Here is a 13,812-nt window from a genome sequence, read left to right on the forward strand (position 1 = left end):
GGCCGGGCCGGGGCCGGCCGGCCGTCGCGCGCCCCCGCTCACCCGGCTCGCTCGAAGGGATGGACCGCATGAGGTTCTTCGTACGTCGCTGTGTCAAGGCGGCCTGGCGCAGCCTGGTGGCCTACGGCGCCACGCAGATGGTGCCGCCGATCCACTGCCCTGGCCTGATCCTGCCCCCGCCGCTGAGCCCGCCGCCCGCGGGCGGCCCCGAACGGCTGGTCCCCGACCTGCCGTTGACCGACGTCGAGCGGTCCCTCGCCCGGGAACTCACACCGCCGACCAGCCGCCGTGCACCGGCAGCACGACGCCATTGACGTTGCTTCAGGCGGCGTGCTTCACGTGGCGGACCAGCCACATGAGCAGGGCGTCCAGGTCGGCGGCGGCCGAGAGGACCCGGTCGACCGCCCCGGGGGTGTGCAGCCACTCCTCGCAGCCGAGGGGACGGGCGGCGATCAGCGAACGGTGGCGCAGCAGGTTCGTACGGGAGTGGTTCGTCGGATAGCCGCGCGGGGGGCGCTTCATCACGTCCCCGGAGATGTCGTAGCCCTTCTTCCGCACGTCCTCGACGATGGCGGACAGTTCGCGGCCGCTCCCCTCGGAGGCCACCGCTTTGCGGAACATGTCCACCTGGCCGGGATCGGGGTACCACCAGGCGCCCTGGATCCGCAGGCCGTCCAGGGAGAACCGGAGATTGATCTCGATCTTGCGGCCGAGCCGGATCACCGCGCTCTGGTGCTGCCACCACCAGGAGTCGGTGCGGTAGTGCCAGACGGAGAAGTCCTCGTACCGGGGGTCGGCGTCCGCGACCTCGTTGAGCAGGGCGATCATCGGCTGCCGGACCAGGCGTTCGCGGTCCGCGCGACAGCGCTCGCGGGTCGCGTGGGTCGGTTCGCCCTGCAGCTGCCACAACACGTCCATGGCCTGTTCCGGCCAGCCGGTGAACTGTCCGCGCATGCGGGCAGGTTAGCTCACCCCTGGTCCGCCCCCGGAGAGTGGGAGGCCACCGCGTTCGCTTCGGCGTCAACTTCCGGCTCGGGCAAGGGATTCATCGGCCGTACGGGAATGAGCGAGGCGACGGCAGCCGCCGCGAGGGCCACCGAGCAGCCCATCAGCATGGCGACGCGGAAGCCGTCCTCCGACGGCAGCAGGTGGCCGCCGAAGTCCGTCGTCAGCTGCGCGAGGACCACACCGATCACGGCGGCCGAGACGGAGCTGCCGATGGAACGCATCAGCGTGTTGAAGCTGTTGGCCGAAGCGGTCTCCTCCTGCGGCACGGCCCCCATGATCAGGGCCGGCATCGCCCCGTAGGCCAGGCCGACGCCCGCGTTGCAGACGATCGTCACGGCGAGCAGGCCCCAGGTCGAGCCGAGCAGGAGCAGCGAAGAGGCGTAGCCGACGGCGATGACCAGGCTGCCGACGGACAGCGTGACCTTGGGGCCGCGGGCCGCCGAGAGCTTGGCGCCGAGCGGGGCGAGGGCCATCATCATCAGGCCCGCCGGGGCCATCCACAGCCCCATGGCCATCATCGACTGCCCCAGGCCGTAGCCGGTGGCCTCGGGCAGTTGAAGCAGCTGGGGCACGACGAGCGACTGGGCGTACATCGCGAAACCGACGAGCACCGAGGCCGCGTTGGTCATCAGGACCTGCGGGCGTGCGGTGACGCGCAGGTCGACCAGCGGCTCGGCGCTGCGCAGCTCCCACCAGCCCCAGGTGAGCAGGACGACGACGGCCGCGGCGAAGAGACCGAGCGTCGTCCCGCTCGCCCAGCCCCAGTCGGAGCCCTTGGACACGGCGAGCAGCAGACAGATCAGACCGCTGCCGAGACCGATCGCGCCCAGGAGGTCGAAGCGGCCCGCTGCGGCCCCCACCCGCCCCGCGGGCACGAACAGCCAGGCAAGGGCGCCGACCAGAAGACTCAGCGCGGCGGCGACCCAGAACAGCACGCGCCAGCTCGCGTTCTCGGCGACGGCCGCCGAGAACGGCAGGCCGAGCGCGCCGCCCACGCCCATGGACGCGCTCATCAGGGCGATGGAGGAGCCCAGGCGCTCGGGCGGCAGCACATCGCGCAGCAGGCTGACGCCCAGCGGCACCACGCCCATGCCCAGGCCCTGCAGTCCGCGCCCGACGATCATCGGCACGACGGAGGACGACAGCGCGCAGACCACCGAGCCGGCGACGAGCGGCAGCACGGAGACGAGCAGCATGCGGCGCTTGCCGTACATGTCACCGAGCCGCCCGGCCACCGGAGTCGCCACCGCCGCGGAGAGCAGCGTGGCCGTGACCACCCAGGACGCGTTCGACGCCGAGGTGTCGAGCATGCTCGGCAGGTCGCCGATCAGCGGCACCACCAGCGTCTGCATGACCGCGGCGACGATGCCCGCGAGGGCGAGTACGCCGACGATGCGCCCCGGGCGCACAGCGGACTCATCGGGCTCGGATCTGACCACTGGTTTCTCCCTCGACTCTGCGCGACACCCTCGGCCCCGCACGATGCGACGCCCTCGGCCCGCACGCTGATGTGCACTATACATATGACATGCATCATGCATACGCCGAGTACGATGCATCATGTGCGGCAGGGCCGGTGCGGGCAGCCCTGCCCTGTAAAGCGCCGGGAGTCGGAGGATGCCTCACATGGAAAAGCCCGTTGGCCGGGTCGAGTTCGAGACCATGCTGCTCGGGCGGCACTCGCACCTGTACAACCCCCGGACGCGCGCCACCGGCGGGCGCCTGGACCGCAGTGCGTACGTCCTGCTCAGCCGCATCCAGATGGACGGGCCGATGTCCATCGGCCAGCTCAGCGAGGCCTTCGGGCTCGACGCGTCCACCCTCAACCGGCAGACCGCGGCCATGCTGCGCGCCGGACTCGTCGAACGCATCCCCGACCCCGACGGCGGCCTGGCCCGCAAGTTCCGCATCTCCGCCGAGGGCGAGCACCAACTCGACGCCGACCGCGCCGATTACACCGGAGGCCTGGAGAAGGTGTTCAGCGACTGGACGCCGCAGGACGTGGCGACCTTCGCCGACTTCCTCCAGCGCTTCAACGGCGACATCGAGCGGCTCGAAGGGCACCCCTGGCCGCGCCCTTGAGGGGCCTACTTCTTGAGGCTCTCCATCGCCGTGCGGGTGTCGGTCTCCAGCATCTTCCGGATCTCCGCGTCCGTCGGCTGGGTGGCCTTGTCGTCCGGGGCTCCGTATGAGCTCCAGTGCATCTGGATCGTGAACCAGCCCGCGCGCACGGCGAGCGTCATGCTGGTGAGGGAGTCCTTGTCCGTGCCGCTCTTCTCGGTCACCAGATACGCCTCGTCGCCGATGCCGCTCACGGCCTTCGTCGTGTAGCCGTACGTCTTCTGCGACTGGTCCTCGAAGGCCTTCCACTCCGAGGCGAACTCGCCCGCCGGGTCGGTCGTCTTGTGCCACCGGGCGGTGGAGTAGACGTAGGTGCTCGCGTACGAGTCGGCGGCCGCCTCCGGGTCCTTCAGCTTGTGGCTGCAGTAGCTCTGGTCGAGCCCCTTCTGCCGGGAGCCGTAGTGCGTGGTCGCGGTGGAGTCCGTGTCGAGCGTGTACTTCTTCTGGAACGCCTTGAGCTTCGTGGCGTCGCAGAGGTTCTTCGTGTACTGGTGACCGGCGAAGTCCGCGTCGCCGCCGCCCGATCCGAGGTTGCCGGTGGCGAAGAGCGCCCCCGCCCACAGGGCTGATGCCACGACCACGCCGCCGAGCCCCCAGACCCACCCCGGCGTCGGTCTGCGCGGAACGGCCGGAGGCGCCGGCGGGCCACCCACGGGAGCCGGCGGCTGGCCGTAAGGGCCCGGCTGCTGGGCGTACGGGCCGGGCTGCGGGCCGTAGGGCTGAGGCGATACCGCGCCCGGAGGCTGCTGGTACGGATTGGGGTTCGGGTTCGGCTGGTACGGGCCCGGCTGCGGCGGGTTGGGTATCGACATAAGCGGCAATGTACAGCGGCGTCGCGGCTTTTCCGGCTTTCGGTCCACGGGCACCGGAGCCTGGCCGACCTGCGGCGGCACCTCTCAAGTAAGGTCACCCTTATCGACTCCTGGAGGCCTCCCCATGCCGCTGACCGCTCCCCCCGACGGGACCACCCGCCGGCCGCCCCGCATCGCCCGGCCGCGGCCCGTCGAGCGCGCGTCCAGCGCCTGGGTGGACCGGGCCGTGGTGCGGGGCGACTTCTGGGGAGCCGTGCGGGCTGCGGGCGGGGCGCCGATCGTCGAGCCCGATCCGCGGGGCGATGCCGACCACCGGGTGGTCACCTTCCTGTGGCGGGGGAGCGAGGCGACGCGTGCGGTGCTCGTACTCCCGAACAAGATCGTTGATCCGCGAGACCTCGCGCGCAATCTGATGGAGCGCGTACCGGGCACCGACATCTGGCACTGGTCGATCCGGATGCGCGACGACTGGCGGGCCACCTACACCCTCTGCGTGGACGAGGGCGAAGGGCCGCGGGAGCAGGGCGAGTACTGGGCCTGGCTGCGCGGCCGTCAGCAGGGCGACCCGCTGAACTCGCGGACGCTGGCCCGGCGTTGGGGCGGCGATCCGGTGTCGTACGTCGAGCTGCCGGGGGCCCCGCGCGGCGAGGACTGGCAGCGGCGCGAGGGCGTCGCGCGCGGCACCGTCACCACCCACACCGTCCGCAGCGAGCTGCTCGGCAATGAGCGTCCCGTCCATGTGTACGAGCCGCCGGGCGGCGGGGACGATCTGCACGTCCTCGTCCTGATGGACGGCGAGATGTGGCAGCCGGGCCTCGATGTCGCCGCGCTTCTGGACAACCTCATCGCGGACGGCCGCATCCCGCCGCTGGTCGCCCTGCTTCCCGATTCCCTGTACTCGGACCTGCGCTGGGCCGAACTCGCCTGCAACGAACGCTTCGTGGGGTTCCTGGAGCGCGAACTGCTGCCCTGGGCGGCCGGACGGCTTTCGCTGACCGACGACCCGGCCCGCACCGTCGTCGCGGGCCAGAGCCTCGGCGGCCTCACCGCCGCCTTTGCGGCCTTCGCGGCGCCGGGACGCTTCGGCCGGGTCCTCGCCCAGTCCGGGTCCTTCTGGTGGCCCGACGGACCCGACCTCGAAAGCTCCGAGTGGCTGACCGGCCGCATCGCCGCGAGCGAGAAGCTGCCCGTCCGGTTCTGGCTCTCGGCCGGTGAGCAGGAGTGGGTGGCACTCCCCGCCCTGCGCAGGCTGCGCGACACCTTGCGGGAGAAGGGGTACGACGACGCCGTGTACCGCGAGTACAACGGCGGGCACGACTACCTCTGCTGGCGCACCGAGCTGGCTGACGGGCTCGTAGGCCTGCTTGGTGCTCAGGCGGCGACCGCGACCGCCGCCGCGTAGCCCTCGGGGACGTCCGCGTCCGTCATCGTCCAGCCCGGCACCGGCGCGGGCGCGGATCCGGTCCCCACCAGCAGTGCCGTCATCCCGTCACCGGCGAGACCCGCGCCCGTCCCCTTCAGGCATGCCTCCTTGCGGGTCCAGCAGCGGGCGAAGGCGAGCGGCCGCTCGAGGGCCGGGAGCGCGGCCAGTTGGGCCCGCTCCAAGGGGTGCAGGGCCGCCGCCACGTCGTCCACCACGCTCGGCGCGGGCAGCCGCTCGATGTCGACGCCGACCGGACGGTCCGCGAAGGCGAGCAGGGCGAGGCCGCCCGTGTGCGACAGCGAGAAGTGCGGGCCCTCGCCCCCGGCCACGGCGGGACGGCCGTGCGGCCCGCCGCATCCGGGGCACGGCAGACGCACGAGCTCCACCGCCGCCGGATCGACGGACAGATACGCGCCGAGCCTGCGCCGCAGCGCGGTGTGCGCCGCCACGTACACCGCACGGTCCGCGGGACGCCGCAACGCCGCCGCCCGGCGCCGCTCATCGGCATCGAGTACGGAAACGTCGATGTCGCAGAGCGGGGCCGGGCGTACGAGGTGGAGATCCGTCACGCGGGCGGAGCCTGGAGATGGGCCACGCAACGGCCGTACGGCTCGGGGCCGTACACCGTCCGCCATCCCTCGGGAGCCGGGCGGAACGCCGGCCACAGGGAGTGCTCGCCGCGCGCGTTCTCCAGGACCAGATGCGTCGGCTCCGCGGCGTCGTCCGCGCCGGTCGGATCGAAGGGGCCTGCCGTGATCGTCATGCGTGGTCCAGCTCCTTGAGGCGGGTGGCGAGGACGGCGCAGATCTCGTCGAGACGCCGCGGCTGGGTCAACTCCGGGTGCAGACAGTCCACATCGTGGTTGTCGATCTCACCACCGATGTACGGGGTCCAGGCCTCGCGCGTCAGCCAGTCCTCGGCGCGCGGCGCGGACGCCGTGAAGAACAGCGCGTCGCCGTCGAAGGCCCGGTGGTCGTGCTCGCGCATCAGCCGCGCGTTGTTGACCACGATGTCGATCACCGCGGTGAGCGTCCGGTCGGGAAGACCGGCCAGCGCGCTGCCCTCGCGGTGCAGCGTCGCCAGGACGTCGTCGCGGGTCAGCTCGCCCGTCCGGTCGTAACCGGCCATCCGAAGCAGCGCCGTCAGGGCGTCCGCCTCGGCCGGGATCGCCGAGTCGCGCCACTGGTCCGACGGATAGGCGTCGAGGAGCGCGAGCAACTCGACCTGCTCGCCCGCCTCTTGGAGGCGTACGGCGACGGTGTGCGCGAGGACGCCGCCCACCGACCAGCCGAGCAGCCGGTAGGGGCCGTGCGGCTGTACGCCGCGCAGGGCGTCCACGTACTCGGCCGCCATCTCCTCCATCGAGGACGGGAGTTGCTCCTCGCCGTGCAGTCCGTGCGCCTGCAGCCCGTACACCGGCTGCCCGGGGTCGAGCCGCGAGAGCAGACCCGAGTAGCACCAGCTGATGCCGCCCGCGGGGTGGAACGCGAACAGCGGGGTGCGGTCGCCGCCCGCGCGCAGCGGGAGCAGCACGTCCAGGGCGTGATCGGCCTCGCCGCGGTCCGCGTCCAGGTGGGCGGCGAGCGCCGCCGGGGTCTGCGCCTGGAAGAGCGTGCCGATGGTGAGCTCCGCGCCGAGCGTGTCGCGGACCCTGGCGACGAGCCGCGCCGCGAGCAGCGAGGTGCCGCCGAGGTCGAAGAACGCGTCGTCCACGCCCAGTTGGGGCACGCCCAGGATCTCCGCGAAGAGCCGGGTGAGGGTCTCCTCGCGGTGGCCGCTGGGCACGCGGCCGCCGTCGGCCGACCCCTCGAAGGCGGGGGCGGGCAGCGCGCGCCGGTCCAGCTTGCCGTTCGGGCTGAGCGGGAAGTCGTCCAGGACCACGATCGCGCCCGGCACCATGTAGTCCGGCAGTGTCCGGGCGAGGCGGGTGCGCAGCGCCTCGGGGTCCGGGGCCCCCGCCCCGTCGGCCGTGACGTACCCGACGAGCCGCTGGTCGCCCGGACGGTCCTCGCGGACCAGCACACTGGCCGCGCTCACCGCCGGATCACCGGCCAACTCGGCCTCGATCTCGCCCAGTTCGATGCGCAGTCCGCGCAGCTTCACCTGGTGGTCGGTGCGGCCCAGGTACTCGATCTCGCCGTGTTCCGTCCAGCGCGCCAGGTCGCCCGTGCGGTACATCCGGGTGCCGGACGGGCCGTAGGGGTCGGCGACGAAACGGGACGCGGTCAGCTCGGGCCGCCCCAGGTACTCGATCGCCAGCTGGGTGCCCGCGAGGAACAACTCGCCCTGCACGCCCGGCGGGCACGGCTGGAGCGCCGCGTCCAGGACGTACAGACGGGTGTTCCAGACGGGCTTGCCGATCGGTACCGGGCCCGTCGCGGCGGTCGCGCACGGGTGGTACGTCACATCGACGGCCGCCTCGGTCGGGCCGTACAGATTGTGCAGCGGTACGCCGTCCAGGACGCGCCCGAAGTCGCGGACCGTCTCGCGCGGCAGCGCCTCGCCGCTGCAGAAGACGTGCCGCAGTCCCGAGCAGTCCGCGGCGGCGGGCTCGGCCAGGAACACCTGGAGCATCGACGGCACGAAGTGGCAGACGGTGACGGCATGTTCGCGGATGACGCGGGCCAGATACGCCGGGTCCTTGTGGCCGCCCGGCTCGGCGACGACCAGCGTCGCACCGGCCCGCAGCGCCCAGAAGAACTCCCACACCGACACGTCGAAACCGGACGGCGTCTTCTGCAACACCCGGTCACCGGGGGCGAGTTCGTACTCGTGCTGCATCCAGCGCAGCCGGTTGTCGATCGCCGAGTGCGGCACGACGACGCCCTTGGGGCGGCCCGTCGAGCCGGAGGTGTAGATGACGTACGCCGGATGGTGCGGCGTGAGCGCGCGCGGCGGGTCGTAGCTCCCGTACGGCGTGGTGTCCAGGCGGTCGAGGGCGACGAGCGGGATGCCCGACGCGGGCACCCGGTCCGCGCGGTCCGCGATCACGCAGGCCGGATCGGCGTCGCCCAGCATGTACGCGAGGCGGTCCGACGGATAGTCCGGGTCCAGCGGGAGGTAGGCGCCGCCCGCCTTGAGCACGGCGAGGAGCGTGACCACCAGGTCGAGGGAGCGGGGCACCGCCACCGCGGCGAGGGCGCCGGGCCGTACGCCGATCTCGATCAGATGGTGGGCGAGCCGGTTCGCGCGGGCGTTCAGCTCGGCGTACGTCAGCTCCTGGTCGCCGAAGACGAGGGCCGTGGCGTCCGGGGTGCGGACCGCCTGGGCCTCGATCGGGCCGATCAGGGTGGTGGGCGGCACCGGCTGCGCGGTGGCGTTGAACTCCTCGACGACCAGGGCGAGTTCGGAGCGGCGCGCGATGGTGTGCTCGGCGAGCGTGGCATGCGGCTCGGCCTGCGAGAGGCGCTCCAGGAGCTCCATGAACCGCGCCTGGTGGACGCCGAGTTCGTCCGGCTCGTACAGGGCCGGATTGCCGTCGTAGTCGATGCGCAGACCGCTGCCGTCCGCGCGGTCGTACACATTGACCGTGAGGTCGTCGACCGGGCCCGCCGACAGATTGTGGGCGTCGGTGCGGGCGCCCGCGAAGGTCAGGCCGTAGTCGAACGGCATCACGTTGACAAGCGGCCCGACCAGCGAGCGGCCCTCCCCCAGGAGGCCCAGGTCGCGGCGGATGTCCTCGTAGCGGTAGCGCTGGTGGCGGCGGGCGGCGCGGATGCCGAGCACCACCTGCCGGGTCAGCTCGGCGAACGTCGCCTGCGGGGTGACGGTGAGCCGCAGCGGCAGCACGTTCATCACCATGCCGGGCACGCGCAGGGCCACCGAACCCATCCGGCCCATCATCGGCAGACCGAGCACCACCTCGGCGGAGCCGGTGGCCCGCGAGACGTACAGCGCCTGCGCGGCGACGAGCACCTCCGGCCAGGTCGCCCGCATCGAGGTCGCCAACTCCCGCAGCCGCGCGGTCGCTTCGGGGGACAGGTGGGCGGTGCGGCGGTGGAAGGTGCGGGACGGCAGCGCCGTGCGCCCGGCCAGGTTCGGCGCGTCCGGGCGGTCGCAGAAGGCCTCGTCCCAGTAGCGGCGGTCCTTGTCGTACGTTTCCGACGCACGGTAGGCGGTGTCCTCGTCGACCAGGTCCGCGAGCCGCCCGAAGGGGCTGTCGGCCGGGGTCTCGCCCGCGGCGAGCGCGGTGTAGACATCGGCGGTGCGGCGGGCGAGCAGCGAGTAGCCGAAGCCGTCCATCACGATGTGGTGCACCCGCTGGTACCACAGCCACCGCTCGTCGCCCACGCGGAACAGCGCGTGCGCGAACAGCGGCCCCGCCGCCAGGTCGAAGGGCGTGGCGAGGTCGTCGCGCATCCACTCCCGCGCCTCGGCGTCCGGGTCCGCGGCGGCGCGCAGATCGCGCACCTTCAGCGGCAGTGTGGGGTCGGTGACCTCCAACTGGCTCGGCCCTTCGGCCCCTTCGATGATCCGTACGCGCAGGGCGTCGGCCTCGGAGACGACCTGCCGCAGGGCGTCCGCGAACACGGACGGGTCGATCGGCCCGTGGATCTCCAGGCACTCGGCGGTGTTCTGGGCCGGGCTCCCGGGGTCGAGGGCCTGGGCGAACCACATGCCCGACTGGGCAGCGGTGAGCCTCATGCGGAGGCTCCCAGAATCGGCGCCCAGGCCTCGATGGCGGGCTGCTCGGCCAGGTCGACGAAGGTGGCGGTGATCTCGTGCTCGCGGCGCCAGCGCTCGATGAGCGCCATGATGCGTACGGAGTCGAGGCCGTAGTCGACCAGGTTCTCGTCGACGGGAATGTCGGCCGGGTCCTCGCCGAGCACGTCCGCGACGTCCGCCCGGATGGTTTCCACGCTGAGCGCCATGTCAGATCCCCTTCAGAACCGCGTCGGTGGTGGTGACGACCGCGCAGCGGCCCGCCGCGTAGCGCAGCGCCATGTCGTGGTCCTCGCGGGAGAAGTCGGCGACGGCGTCGGCCACGACGAACGCCTGCACGTCACGCATCCACGCGTCGCACGCCGTCATCAGGACGCCGATGTGCGCGTACACGCCGACGATCACGATCTGGTCCCGGCCCGCCTCGCGCATCCGCTCTTCAAGGTCGGTGCGGACGTACGCGCTGTACTTCCACTTCGTGATCACCGTGTCGCTGGGCTCCGGCGCGACCGGGCCCGCGATCGCCTTCGCGTGCTCGTCGTCCGGCAGGCCGGGGCCCCAGAAGTCCTGCTGGAGACCGCGCTCTTGGGGGGACTGGCCGCCCGGCTGCGCCGAGTACAGGACCGGCATGCCGGCCGCGCGCGCCGCCTTCGCCAACTCGCCCACGTTGGTGAGGAGTTCGGTGGTCGGCGAGGTGTCGGGGGTGTACGCGGTCAGGAAGTGGTTCTGCAGGTCGTGGACGAGCAGCACCGCCCGCCGCGGGTCGACGTTCCACGCGACGCGGTTGTCGGGCAGTTCGTCGGATGCGGGCATCGGGTACGGCGTGACGGCGGGGAGCGCCATGGTCGGTGGCCTTTCGGTGAAGCTCAGGAATGCGGGAGGAACGGTGCTGCTCAGCTGTCCGGGGTCGCGGCGCTCGTCCGCTGGTCCTTCTTGCTGACCTTGCCGATGCCGGTCTGCGGGAAGGCGGTCACGAACTCCACCCGGTCGGGCACCTTGAACGCGGCGAGCCCCCGCTCGCGCACGAACTTCTTGATGGTGACCGGCTTGAGCGGTTCGGCGTCCTCGCGCGGGATGACATAGGCGAGGGTCCGCTCGCCCAGGTACTCGTCGGGGACGGCGACGACCGACACGTCGTGGACGTGCGGGTGGCCGAGGATGATGTTCTCGACCTCCTCCGGGGCGATCTTCTCGCCGCCCCGGTTGATCTGGTCCTTCGCCCGGCCCTCGACCACCAGATGGCCGGTGGGCGTGCGGCTCACGATGTCGCCCGTGCGGTAGAAACCGTCGGCGGTGAACGAGCGTGCGTTGTGCTCGGGGGCGCGCCAGTAGCCGCGGATGGTGTACGGGCCGCGGGTCAGCAGATGGCCGGACTCGCCGTCGGGCACGTCCTGGTCGGCGTCGTCCACGATGCGGATCTCGTCGTCGGGGGAGATCGGCCGCCCCTGCGTGGTGACGATCGTCTCCGCCGGGTCGTCCAGGCGCGTGTAGTTGACCAGACCCTCGGCCATCCCGAAGACCTGCTGCAGGGTGCAGCCGAGCGCGGGGGTGACCCGGCGGGCCGCCGCCTCGCTGAACTTCGCGCCGCCCACGAGCAGCACGTCGAGGCTGGAGATGTCGTACGGAGTGGTGCGTCCCGCGTCGGTCCACACCAGGGCGAGCGGCGGGACGAGACCGGTGATGGTCACCTTCTCCCGCTCGATGATCGGGAACGCGGTGTCCGGGTCGGGCTGCGGGCACATCACGACGCGGCCGCCCGCGTACAGCAGACCCAGCGAACCCGGCGACGAGAGCGGGAAGTTGTGCGCCGCGGGCAGCGCCACGAGGTAGACGGACTCCTCGGTCACACCGCAGAGCTCGTTGGAGCCCCACAGCGAGTACATGTAGTCGTCGTGGGTGCGGGGGATCAGCTTGGGTACGCCGGTGCTGCCGCCGGACAGCTGGAGGAACGCGAGGTCGGACGGCGCGGGTCCGGCGATCTCGACCGGCTCGCACGGCACGTCGGCGAGCGCCGTGTGCGCGGTGTCTTCACCGGGGTCGCCCACCACGAACACGTCGCGCAGCGTGGGCACTTCGGCGCGGACCTTCGCCGCGAGGTCACGGTGGTCGAAGCCGCCGAGCCGGTCGGGGACGACGTAGGCGACGGCCTCGGTGAACTCGCAGAAGTAGTGGATCTCCGTCTCGCGGTGCGCGGGCAGCGCGAAGACCGGCAGGGCGCCGATCCGGAAGAGCGCGAAGACCACCTCGAAGAACTCGGCGATGTTCGGGAGCTGGACGACGACCCGGTCGCCCTTGGTGATGCCGCGGGCGGCGAATCCGGCGGCCAACCGGTCGGCGCGCACGTCGAGTTCGCCGTACGTCCAGTTACGGTCCCCGTCGGTGATCGCGACCCGGTCCGGGTGCGCTTCGGCCCGCTCGCGGAGCATGCCGCCGAAGGTCTCGCCGCGCCAGTAACCGGCGGCGCGGTACCGCTCGGCGAACTCGTCGGGGATGCGCGGCGCGTCCACGCCGCTGTATGCCGACGTCATCGGCGTCGTCATCGGTGTCGTCATCGGTCGACCCCCACCGCGTCGAGGAACGTACGGAACTTGGCGCCCGTCTCGGCCCGTTCGGCCTCGGGCGAGGAGTCGGCGACGACGCCCGCGCCCGCGAAGAGCCGCAGCCGGCCGCTGCCGTTCTCCCGCTCCTCGGCCTCCGCGCAGCGGATCGTGACGACCCACTCGCCGTCACCCTGCGCGTCGCTCCATCCGACCATGCCGGTGTAGTGCCCGCGGTCGAAAGGCTCCAACTCGCCGATCACGCCGCGGGCGTGGCCGGTCGGGGTGCCGCAGACGGCCGGGGTCGGGTGCAGTGCGCACGCGAGGTCAAGGGCGGAGGTGGCCGCGTCGGCGAGCTCGCCGGTGACGGTCGTCGACAGGTGCCACATGGTGGCCGTGCGGACCAGCGTGGGCCGCTCGGGGACGTCGAGGTCGGTGCAGAAGGGGGCGAGGGCCTTGTGCACGGCGTCCACGACGACCGCGTGCTCGTGCAGGTCCTTCGCCGATTCGAGCAGGGCGGCCGCCCGGCGCACGTCCTCGGCCAGATCGGCCGAGCGCGGCGTCGAACCCGCGAGGGGGTTGGCGGTCAGCCGGTCGCCGTGCCGGGAGACGAGCAGCTCGGGGCTCGCGCCGAGGAGGGTGCGGCCGGGGCCCGTCGGCACGGCGAAGGAGTAGCCGTGCGGGTCGCGGCGGGCCAGGCGCTGCAGCATCGCGGGCAGGTCGAGCGGGCCCTCGGTGTCGAGCTGCAGGGTGCGGGCGAGGACGACCTTGTCGAACTCGCCGCTCTTCATGCGCCGTACGGCTGCCTCGACCGAGGCGGCGTACTCCTCGCCCGAAGGGACCTCGCGGACCTGCCAGCCCCCGGCTGTGGCGGGCGGCTCGGTGGGCAGGGCGACGAGCGGATCGGTGCGCAGGGCGGGCGCCCAGCGGACCGCTTCGGGCACGCTGAGCACGGCGGGCGCGGCGGGGTCGAAGGGGATGGAGCCCACCACGACCGGGGCCTGGTTGCCCGCGCGCCGCTGCGCCTGCAGCGTTGCGGCGACCCGCTCGGTCAACGGCCGCTCGTCGTGCGGGACTTCGGCTGCCGAGCCGTGGGCGAGGAGCGTACGGGTGGGGGACGCGAAGAACCGGGTGTCGCCCGGCTGATAGGCGTCGAGCAGTGCGGTGGCCGCGCCGACGGCCCCGGGGGTGTGGGGGGCGGCGAGCGCTACCGCGTCATGGGCGGGTGTCACGGGTGACTCCTCGTCAA

Annotated in this window: 13 protein-coding genes; 3 read left to right on the top strand and 10 right to left on the bottom strand. The window is 72.4% G+C overall.

The genetic code is table 11. The annotated features are described in order from the left end of the window. On the top strand, positions 1-314 hold a 314-nt coding region (locus tag ACFWY6_RS06870), incomplete at its 5' end, for a DUF6059 family protein (protein WP_384687147.1). 7 nt (positions 315-321) lie between these two features. Here the strand turns inward: ACFWY6_RS06870 and ACFWY6_RS06875 are convergent. Then, on the bottom strand, positions 322-954 hold the full coding sequence (locus tag ACFWY6_RS06875; protein WP_384687149.1) for a DUF2461 family protein: 633 nt from the start codon (positions 952-954) through the stop codon (positions 322-324). Between the two features lie 14 nt (positions 955-968). Further along, positions 969-2,360, bottom strand: coding sequence for an MFS transporter (locus ACFWY6_RS06880; protein WP_384687234.1), 1,392 nt, complete (start codon positions 2,358-2,360; stop codon positions 969-971). A 274-nt stretch (positions 2,361-2,634) separates the two neighbouring features. Here ACFWY6_RS06880 and ACFWY6_RS06885 point away from each other — a divergent pair, with 274 nt between their 5' ends. Then, positions 2,635-3,090: a MarR family winged helix-turn-helix transcriptional regulator gene (locus ACFWY6_RS06885; RefSeq protein WP_384687151.1), complete on the top strand. Its 456-nt coding sequence runs from the start codon at positions 2,635-2,637 to the stop codon at positions 3,088-3,090. Positions 3,091-3,095: 5 nt separating this feature from the next. Here the strand turns inward: ACFWY6_RS06885 and ACFWY6_RS06890 are convergent, their stop codons facing one another. Further along, positions 3,096-3,941: a hypothetical protein gene (locus ACFWY6_RS06890; protein ID WP_384687153.1), complete on the bottom strand. Its 846-nt coding sequence runs from the start codon at positions 3,939-3,941 to the stop codon at positions 3,096-3,098. Between the two features lie 124 nt (positions 3,942-4,065). On the opposite strand from ACFWY6_RS06890, the gene fes reads away from it, so the two are divergent. Next, positions 4,066-5,343, top strand: a complete 1,278-nt coding sequence (fes, locus tag ACFWY6_RS06895) for an enterochelin esterase (RefSeq protein WP_384687155.1) — start codon at positions 4,066-4,068, stop codon at positions 5,341-5,343. On the opposite strand, the gene ACFWY6_RS06900 is transcribed toward fes, so the two are convergent. The 7 genes from ACFWY6_RS06900 to dhbC are packed head-to-tail and all read right to left on the bottom strand — an operon-like array spanning position 5,313 to position 13,795. Then, positions 5,313-5,999 carry a 4'-phosphopantetheinyl transferase family protein gene (locus ACFWY6_RS06900; RefSeq protein ID WP_384687157.1) on the bottom strand — a complete coding sequence of 229 codons (687 nt, stop codon included), beginning with the start codon at positions 5,997-5,999 and terminating at the stop codon, positions 5,313-5,315. The two genes, fes and ACFWY6_RS06900, sit on opposite strands and share 31 nt — an antisense overlap. Then, positions 5,930-6,127 carry an MbtH family NRPS accessory protein gene (locus tag ACFWY6_RS06905; RefSeq protein WP_361821741.1) on the bottom strand — a complete coding sequence of 66 codons (198 nt, stop codon included), beginning with the start codon at positions 6,125-6,127 and terminating at the stop codon, positions 5,930-5,932. Before ACFWY6_RS06905 ends, ACFWY6_RS06900 begins: the two co-directional genes overlap by 70 nt. Next, positions 6,124-10,008, bottom strand: coding sequence for an amino acid adenylation domain-containing protein (locus ACFWY6_RS06910; protein WP_384687159.1), 3,885 nt, complete (start codon positions 10,006-10,008; stop codon positions 6,124-6,126). The genes ACFWY6_RS06905 and ACFWY6_RS06910 overlap by 4 nt, the downstream gene beginning before the upstream one ends. Then, positions 10,005-10,235 (bottom strand): phosphopantetheine-binding protein, encoded by a 231-nt coding sequence (locus ACFWY6_RS06915; RefSeq protein ID WP_360764079.1) that lies wholly within the window; start codon positions 10,233-10,235, stop codon positions 10,005-10,007. Before ACFWY6_RS06915 ends, ACFWY6_RS06910 begins: the two co-directional genes overlap by 4 nt. 1 nt (position 10,236) lies before the next feature. After that, a complete protein-coding gene (locus ACFWY6_RS06920) occupies positions 10,237-10,869 on the bottom strand; it encodes an isochorismatase family protein (RefSeq protein WP_384687162.1) in 633 nt (210 codons plus the stop codon). A gap of 50 nt (positions 10,870-10,919) precedes the next feature. Next, on the bottom strand, positions 10,920-12,578 hold the full coding sequence (locus tag ACFWY6_RS06925; protein WP_384687164.1) for a (2,3-dihydroxybenzoyl)adenylate synthase: 1,659 nt from the start codon (positions 12,576-12,578) through the stop codon (positions 10,920-10,922). After that, on the bottom strand, positions 12,575-13,795 hold the full coding sequence (gene dhbC, locus ACFWY6_RS06930; protein ID WP_384687166.1) for an isochorismate synthase DhbC: 1,221 nt from the start codon (positions 13,793-13,795) through the stop codon (positions 12,575-12,577). Before dhbC ends, ACFWY6_RS06925 begins: the two co-directional genes overlap by 4 nt. Positions 13,796-13,812 lie beyond the last annotated feature (17 nt).

Origin of the sequence: Streptomyces sp. NPDC059037, assembly GCF_042740015.1 — a bacterium.
GTDB lineage: Bacteria > Actinomycetota > Actinomycetes > Streptomycetales > Streptomycetaceae > Streptomyces.